The organism is Pseudarthrobacter humi (assembly GCF_024294965.1).
In the GTDB taxonomy this organism is placed as follows: domain Bacteria; phylum Actinomycetota; class Actinomycetes; order Actinomycetales; family Micrococcaceae; genus Arthrobacter; species Arthrobacter humi.
Window position 1 is genome coordinate 362,015 of the sequence record NZ_JANCLV010000004.1, and the last position, 7,922, is coordinate 369,936.

Below are 7,922 nucleotides of genomic sequence, written 5' to 3' on the forward strand. Positions count from 1 at the left end.
AATCAGCATACACAATGGTTGTGGTACCGTTCCCAAACGGGCCCATGACTAGATGAAAGCGATCCAGAACTTATGAACAACCTGATTCCCGTCCCCGCGGATTTCGAAGATTGTGTCCAGCACGCCATCAACCAGGACGACAAGGCCCGCTCGGTCGTCGCTCAGGCCGTCGAACGCGGAATCGAACGCGTCTACCTGGTGGGATGTGGCGGTTCGCACTTTGGCACGTATCCTGCGTTCGACCTGCTGGACCGATACGCGAAAGGCATCAGCACGCAGCGCATCACGAGTGCCGAGCTCACCAGTCGGAACCCGGTCGGGCTGAACGAAAAGTCGCTGGTAGTAGCCGCATCGCACTCAGGCAATACTCCCGAAACCCTCGCAGCAGCAGAGTTCGCCAAGTCCAAGGGCGCCCTCGTGGCGGGTATCTCGCGCCAGGGCGAAAACGGGCTGTCGCGCGTCGGAGACGTCCACCTCGACTACCCAGACACCATCTCCATCACAGAGCCGAAGCTCGTGCACAACGAGCAGATCGCAGCCGCACTCTTGGAGGCTTTCGGTGCCGCAGACAAAGCTGAACAGCTCCGGGTCGGCATCAAGGCACTACCTGGCGCACTCCGCGCAACGAAAGATGAGGTCGCTGAGGCGGGCGAGCGAATCGCTGACATCCTTAGCGAGTCGCCCCTGAGCTACATCGTGGGTGGAGGTCCCGCCTACGGCATGGCCAAGATGATGTCCTGGTGCTACTTTCAGGAAATGCAGTGGATGAACTCCGCAGCCATTAACGCCGGAGACTTCTTCCACGGCCCCTTCGAGATGGTCACGGAGAACACCCCCCTCATCGCGCTGGTCGCCGAGGACTCCAGCCGGCCGCTTGGAGAGCGCGTCATCCGCTTCGGAGAGAAATACACAACCCAGTTCGGCCTGGTCGACACCGCCAACCTGTCCCTGCCCGGTATCCCGGCAGAGAGCCGCCCGGATCTGAGCGTCCTGGCATTGATGTCGGCCGAACGCCGCGTCCTCGATCACGTCGCAGCACGCCGCGGCCACGATACCTCCGTTCGCCGCTACATGTACAAGGTCCAGTACTGATGAAGCTCCTCGCGGTCGGCGACAACGTCGTCGACCGGTATCCCAGCCTCGCCCGGCTATATCCTGGCGGGAATGCGGTCAATGTCGCGGTGTTCGCGGCCCGTCTGGGTGCCAGCTCCGGGTACCTGGGACAGATCGGCAGCGACCTCGCCGGAGACCACATGCTGCGCAGCCTGGTTGCAGAGAATGTGGACGTCACCGCCACCTGGCGAGTGCAGGAACCCAACGCCTATGCTGACGTCGAGCTGCAGGGGGAAGACCGCGTGTTCCTGGGATCGAACCGATCCGGCGCCCTCTTTGATCTCACTCGGGAACATGCCCAGGTGGCGCGGCAATACGACGTCGTCCACGCCGGTTACGCTAGTTCGGTCCTGCCCCACGTACCCGAACTGGCGGAACTAAGTCGGGTCTCATTCGACTTCGGAAGCCGATACGACTTTGAACAAACTCTCGGCTTCGCATCCCACCTCTTTCTCGCCGCTTACTCCGCAAGTCATCTCAGCAACAGTGAGGCCAGGCAGCTTGTCATCGCGGCCCGCGCAGCCGGGGCTCAATATGCCCTCGCCACCCGGGGCGGGCACGGCGCCTACCTCTCCACCCCGACAGGTGCCGTGATTTTCCAGGCAGCCGACCGCATCGCCGCAGTGGACACCCTCGGAGCCGGGGATGCGTTTATCGCAACCGTCCTGGTCGGGCTGATCAGCGGCCGCAGCCCACAGGACGCGCTGGCGTCAGCTGCGAGCCACGCCGCGCAGGTATGCCTCGACCACGGCGCCTTCGGGCACCCCGCTCCTTACGACCCCGCATCCAGCCCCGCGGAGTACACAAACCTTCCCTCACACGCACAGAAAGCGATCAATACATGAGTCTGCGCATAGGTGTAGACACCGGTGGAACGTTCACCGACGTCTGCGCATTCGACGACGAAACCGGAAAGCTGCATGTCCGCAAGGTCTCCAGCACGCCGGACGATCCCGGACGTGCCATTGTCCAGGGGGTCGACGAGATCCTGAACCAGATCGGTCACGGCGTGATCGGTGACATCTCCTACTTCGCCCACGGAACCACCGTTGGAACCAACGCCCTCCTCACCGCCCGCGGAGTACGAACCGGCGTGATCACCACCAAGGGATTCCGGGACCTCCTCGAGCTGGGCCGCGGACGCCGCCCCGACATGTACGATCCACAAGCGGACAAGGCCGAGCCGTTCGCTCCACGACACCTGCGCTTTGAAGTGGACGAGCGGGTCCGACACAACGGGCGCATCGAACGTCCCCTCAACGAGGACCAAGTACGTCAAGCGGCCCGGGAGCTGCGTGCACAGAAGGTCGAGGCAATCGCCGTCTGCCTGCTGTACAGCTACATCCACCCCGACCATGAACGCCGGATCCGTGAGATCGTCCATGAGGAATACCCAGGCGTCTACGTTTCACTCTCCAGTGACGTGCTACCGGAGTTCCGCGAGTTCGAGCGTCTTTCCACCGTCGTGACCAACGCGTACATCGGCCCCGTCGTGTTCCGTTACCTCGCACGTCTGCGCGAGATTCTCGCCGACAAAGGTCTGGCCGCAGCCCCATACGTGACACAAAGCAACGGCGGAATCATCCCCTTCACGACGGCCGAGGCCATGCCCGTCCGGCTCGTACTTTCAGGCCCGAGCACCGGCGTGGTCGGGGCAGCCCAAATCTGCAATGCTGCAGGATTTCCCAACATCATCACCTTTGACATGGGCGGGACGTCCTCGGACATCTCACTGGTTCAGGACGGGAAGCCGAAGGTTACCGCCGGCATGGAACTGGACGGCCGTCCCGTCCGCTCTCCCATGCTGGACATCCACACCGTCGGTGCGGGCGGTGGATCGCTGGGCTGGATCGACAGCGGCGGACACCTGCGCGTGGGACCACAGAGTGCCGGCGCGTATCCGGGACCAGCCTGTTACGGCAACGGCACCGACGCCGCGGTCACTGACGCCAACGTTGTACTCCGGATGCTGAACCCCGAATACCTGCTAAACGGGCAGATGAAGATTGATCGGTCGCTGTCGGTGGACGCCCTGCAGCGCCTGGCCGAGCCCCTCAACCTGAGCGTGGAAGAGAGCGCGATGGGAATGCTTAGGGTCGTGACAGCGAACATGGCCCGTGCAATCCGGGTGGTGTCTGTCCAGCGCGGGTACGACCCCCGCGATTATGCCCTCGTTCCCTTCGGCGGTGCCGGCCCGCTGCATGCCTCACGACTTGCCCGTGAGCTCGGGATGACGCAGGTGGTTGTCCCCGAAACTCCGGGTGCGCAGTCGGCCATGGGCCTGCTGATGACTGACATCAAGACCGACTACATGCGTACGCAGCGCACCTTCGTGAGTGCGGAGACGGCCGGACTGCTGGCCGCGACGTTCGATGGTCTCGCCGAGCAGGCCTCGGAATGGTTCGACAAGGAGGGCGTCTCGGCGGATGGCCGTATGATCGCCCGCCGCCTGGACATGCGCTACCAGGGCCAGAACTTCGAACTTGCGGTCGAACTGCCGGCCGGGCTCGACGTGGTCAAGGACGGAGTCGACCAGATCATCGAGGCATTCCACCAGGCGCACGAGCGTGTATATGGCTACAGGACGCCAGAAGCAACGATCGAAGCCGTCACCTTCAGAGCGGAGGCGCGCGGAGAGGCTCCGCGCGTTGAGCTGTACACCTCACCAGTGGGTGACCGCGATCCGAAGGCAGCACAAATCGGTACCCGCGAGAGCTGCTTCGACCCGGACAGCGGATTTGAGAGCGTGCCGGTCTACGACCGGTCCCTCCTGGTCCCCGGCAATACGATCAGCGGTCCGGCGATTGTCGAGCAGATGGATACCACTACCGTCCTGCTGCCCGGCGACGTTCTCACCGTCGATACCTACCGCAACCTTGTCATTCAGATCGGAGCTTCGAAATGACGGACGCAATCCAGCCCGTCCAAGCAATCGCACTCGATGCCGTCCTCGTCGAGGTCATCGGCTCGGCTTTAGCGACGATCGTCGAGGAGATGAGTGAAACACTCGTCAAAGCCGCGTTCTCGCCGAACATCAAGGAACGACGCGACTGCACCGCCAGCCTCTTTGACGCCCATGGGCAGGCGATCGCGCAGGACGAAGGCGGATCCCCACTGCACCTGGGCTCGTTGATGGGAATCGTCGACGCGATTCGGTCGCGTTTCACGGATGATCAGATCCGGCATGGTGACATATTCATCGGCAACGACCCCTACACCGGTGGAGGATCCCACCTGCCTGATATCGTGCTGGCCTCACCCATTTTCGTCGATGGTGAAGTGAAGGCCTGGGCTGCGACGCTGGCACACCATGCCGACTTCGGTGATCGTGGCCACGCGCACATTTACCAGGAAGCGATTCGGATCCCCCCGGTGCACCTGGTGAAGGAGGGGGTTCCGCAAGATGAGTTGTTGCAGCTGATTCTGCTCAACTGCCAGATCCCCGAGGAACGGAAGGCCGATCTGCGTGCTCAGGAGGCTGCATTGCGGGTGGCGACCGCCCGCTACCTTGAGCTCTGCGAACGCCACGGCGTCGACACACTGACCGCTGTTGCAGATGAACTTCTCAATTACACCGAGCGACGCACCCGCGCGGCCATCTCCGACATCCCGGACGGCGAATACCATTTCGAAGACCTCTTCGATTGCCCTGAACTGGACGAGGAGCTAACCCTCCGCGTACGAATCGTTGTCACGGGAGACGAGATCCTCTTCGACTTCGCCGATAACCCGGCCCAAGTCCGAGCGAGCGTCAATGTCGTGTGGACCGGCCTCTATGCCGCGGTCTACTACACGTTAAAGACGCTCATCGATCCGGACATTTCCCCCAACGCCGGACTGTACCGGCCTGTGACGATCGAAGCCGAAGAAGGCAGCATCATCAACTGCCAGGAACCGGCGGCGGTCAATGGTCGAAGCGAAACCTGTCAGCGAATCGTCGACCTCATCCAGGGCGCCTTAGCGGACGCCGTGCCACACCGCGTCACAGCAGCGTCCAACGGAGCGAACACCGGCGTCCACTTCTCCGGTTACGACGCTGAGCGCAGCCGCAACTTCGTCTACCTCGAGACCATCGGCGGTGGAAGCGGAGCGCGCTACAACAAGGACGGCCTCGACGGCGTCCAGGTGCATATGACCAACACCTCCAATCTTCCGGTCGAGAGCCTGGAATCGGAGTACCCCTTGGTCGTTGAGGCGTATGAGTTGCTGGATGACTCGGGCGGTGTCGGCGAGTTCCGAGGCGGGCAAGGCATCCGGCGCAAGATCCGGGCGGAAGCTGACGACGTTCACTTCTGGTTCGACACGAGTCGACAGAAGTCCCAGCCCTGGGGCCTATTCGGTGGAGGCCCTGGCCGTTCAGCTCACTGCATCCTCAGCCCTGACGCCGCGCCCGTCCAGCACGGATACACGGTGCTGAACGCCGGTCAGACCGCTTCAATCGAGACCGCGGGGGCTGGCGGATACGGTGACCCGGCGAAACGCCCACCAGAACAGGTTGCACGTGACCTCGAAGCGGGACGTATCAGCGAGGAAACCAAAAAGAGATACCTTCCACGAGACGAATAACCCTTGGCGGGGGAGTACGGGTCTTTGACCGACGGAAATAGTCGGTCAAAGACCCGCACTCGTTTCCGCTGCATCCTGAAAGCAGATCTCCCAGGTTCAGCCGCAGCACGATGCCTCCTCGGGCGAGCGGATCGCGTCGATGTCAGTCGCCGCAATGGAATCGAAGTCGAGCCGCCGGGGCAGGTCGACCTTGAGGAACCGGTGCCAGATCAGGTGTTTTATCGAGGGCATTGCCAGCGCCGGGAAGCGGCGGTCGACCATTTCTCTGCCTTCCCCGATCGCGCGTCCGCCCTCGAAGACGTTCAGGATTTGACCGAAGACCGCCTCACCCGGATGGTTCCGGGCATGCCGGGCACCCCGCAGGAAGTCGAGATTGGCCGCGACGACCGGATCAGGCTCGTGCAGGACGGCATACCGCCAGCCCACCAACGTGCAGACCCGGGAGGATTCATCGAACTGGTCAGAGACCCGGGAGCTCATACGCGCCCGCGGCTTCACGTCGTAGACGACCTGGTCGCCGTTGCGGTGGACCGCGAAGAAGTCCGGGTCGTGGCGAACGGACTTTGCCCCGGCACGGAAGAGCATCCGGAACGGCTGCGACGCGATTCCCTGGACCGACCCCTCGAAGTCCAGCCCGAGCAGGCACGCCAGCTCCAGCGCGCTCTCGTACCAAAGATGCCGTCCCGTGCGCTCCCAGAAATACAGTCCATGCCGGTTGGGGCGGTTCTGCCACTGCCCTCCGACCCGGATCGGCAGGGCCTCTATGACCGGCTGCGCGAGCAGCCCGCGCGTGGCAGCTACCGTGAAGATCCTCTTATCAGGACCGCGCCACTGGATGGCATCCAGCCCGGTCTCCGACCGTGTCAGCAACACTTGGGTGCCAGGTGCCGTGCTCATCTTTGCGCCCGCCCGTTCCGCCGGTTCAGGGAAATCGGACGTATTGAGAGCACCATCGCGAGCCATTCCGGCGGCGCCTCAAACGAGGCACGCACACATCCCAGACAGTCGAACATGCGTTCGATGATAATGGATACGTGGGCGCCAAACCCAACCGGCCGCGCTCAAGTCGCGTGCGAGATCGACGGGTCTATCAAGCAATCTGGTGTGCGGCGCTCGAACACGTCTTCGATGGATGCTACAAATCGAGCCTCCAGACGCCGCCGCTCAGAGGACTGCATCCTACGGCCGCAGGGGCCTGTGCCGGCCAGCCCCTTGGCACGCTTGGCCAACTAGCCTGTCAATTGGCCAACTGTCTTGGCAATCGACAGCCACAGCCCCTTTTGCGGGCACTCCCCCAGCCCAACCCAACTGGCATACGCGGGTATTCATGGGCCGGGAGTAGCACCCGGGGCGCAAACAACATCGAGTCGTGTCTCGGACCGGCCCTGATTCACATGGTTGGATAGCGGCATGCCGATTCTTCCAAGCACAGAGAATTCACTTTTGGTCCGCACGAACTTTGCCGATGCCAAAGCTTGGGCCGATGCGCTGTCCGTTGTCCTGACTGAAAACGAAGACGGGTCTTGCTTTTCGGTGTCAGGTTCCGGCCGGTGGAATTGCGGCCATAGCCGTTACTTCAACTTTCATGCCCGTTCGCGCCAAGGAGGAGACCTCGACGGCGCATCGGGATGGATATGGTCGCGGGAAGAACTCTTCGTAGACTTCGTTGAAACCGGTTCTTTCGGACATGTCGGTCAGATAAATGGTCAGTTGGAGCACATTCGAAAGGCTGGTTCCTGCCCGGGCCAATGCCGTTTGAAGGTTCTCCAGGACCTGGCGGGACTGCTCTCGGATGTCGCCGAGCTCAACTGAACCGTCTGGTTTGCGTGGGATCTGGGTGCTGACGGCGATGGAGTTGAAAATGGTGACGGCGGAGGCCAGGCTCGTGGCGGGGTCGTGGCTTGCGGGGAGGTGGTTCACGGCTGTTGTGGTCATTGGGTTCTTTCTGGGACGTAGTACTTTTATGGATGGGCTGCTGCCGCGTGTTGCTTGGTGGATGGCAGGGCTGCCGGCAGGCGTGGCCCCGCTGGACACTGCCCGGATGCTCGTGATTGCTGCACGGTTGACGTTTGTCAGCGGCCATTAGGAATTGCCCACATGTGGCCAGAGGCCTGCCCGCGGCTTGAATTCCAGGAGTCGTTGCAACACCCGTGCTTAGCTGGCCATCAGTAAATCACGTAGACGCTCGGCTGGGGTGTCCCAGTCCAGTGTCTTGCGCGGTCGTGCGTTGAGTTCCTGGGCGA

General features: G+C 62.4%; 6 protein-coding genes. 4 read left to right on the forward strand and 2 right to left on the reverse strand.

The window, feature by feature from the left end; translation table 11 throughout:
• The first annotated feature begins 72 nt into the window (after positions 1-72).
• Genes NFC73_RS08910 through NFC73_RS08925 form a run of 4 tightly spaced genes read left to right on the forward strand, consistent with a single transcriptional unit; the run spans position 73 to position 5,679 of the window.
• Positions 73-1,092, forward strand: coding sequence for an SIS domain-containing protein (locus tag NFC73_RS08910; RefSeq protein WP_254749435.1), 1,020 nt, complete (start codon positions 73-75; stop codon positions 1,090-1,092).
• On the forward strand, positions 1,092-1,958 hold the full coding sequence (locus NFC73_RS08915) for a PfkB family carbohydrate kinase (RefSeq protein WP_254749437.1): 867 nt from the start codon (positions 1,092-1,094) through the stop codon (positions 1,956-1,958). Before NFC73_RS08910 ends, NFC73_RS08915 begins: the two co-directional genes overlap by 1 nt.
• Complete coding sequence (locus NFC73_RS08920) at positions 1,955-4,018, forward strand: hydantoinase/oxoprolinase family protein (protein ID WP_254749439.1); 2,064 nt, start codon at positions 1,955-1,957, stop codon at positions 4,016-4,018. The genes NFC73_RS08915 and NFC73_RS08920 overlap by 4 nt, the downstream gene beginning before the upstream one ends.
• Positions 4,015-5,679 (forward strand): hydantoinase B/oxoprolinase family protein, encoded by a 1,665-nt coding sequence (locus NFC73_RS08925; RefSeq protein WP_254749441.1) that lies wholly within the window; start codon positions 4,015-4,017, stop codon positions 5,677-5,679. Before NFC73_RS08920 ends, NFC73_RS08925 begins: the two co-directional genes overlap by 4 nt.
• 96 nt (positions 5,680-5,775) lie before the next feature.
• On the opposite strand, the gene NFC73_RS08930 is transcribed toward NFC73_RS08925, so the two are convergent.
• Both NFC73_RS08930 and NFC73_RS08935 read right to left on the reverse strand, forming a co-directional pair.
• The gene (locus NFC73_RS08930) at positions 5,776-6,642 is read right to left on the reverse strand and encodes a TnsA-like heteromeric transposase endonuclease subunit (RefSeq protein ID WP_254749443.1); all 867 of its coding nucleotides are present in this window, start codon (positions 6,640-6,642) and stop codon (positions 5,776-5,778) included.
• Positions 6,643-7,215: 573 nt separating this feature from the next.
• Positions 7,216-7,614 (reverse strand): RidA family protein, encoded by a 399-nt coding sequence (locus NFC73_RS08935; RefSeq protein ID WP_254749445.1) that lies wholly within the window; start codon positions 7,612-7,614, stop codon positions 7,216-7,218.
• Positions 7,615-7,922 lie beyond the last annotated feature (308 nt).

Excerpts from the sequence above, each read along its gene's own strand:
- NFC73_RS08910 (WP_254749435.1), top strand. The coding sequence starts at position 73 with ATGAACAACCTGATTCCCGTCCCCGCGGATTTCGAAGATTGTGTCCAG.
- NFC73_RS08915 (WP_254749437.1), top strand. The coding sequence starts at position 1,092 with ATGAAGCTCCTCGCGGTCGGCGACAACGTCGTCGACCGGTATCCCAGC.
- NFC73_RS08920 (WP_254749439.1), top strand. The coding sequence starts at position 1,955 with ATGAGTCTGCGCATAGGTGTAGACACCGGTGGAACGTTCACCGACGTC.
- NFC73_RS08925 (WP_254749441.1), top strand. The coding sequence starts at position 4,015 with ATGACGGACGCAATCCAGCCCGTCCAAGCAATCGCACTCGATGCCGTC.
- NFC73_RS08930 (WP_254749443.1), bottom strand. The coding sequence starts at position 6,642 with ATGGCTCGCGATGGTGCTCTCAATACGTCCGATTTCCCTGAACCGGCG.
- NFC73_RS08935 (WP_254749445.1), bottom strand. The coding sequence starts at position 7,614 with ATGACCACAACAGCCGTGAACCACCTCCCCGCAAGCCACGACCCCGCC.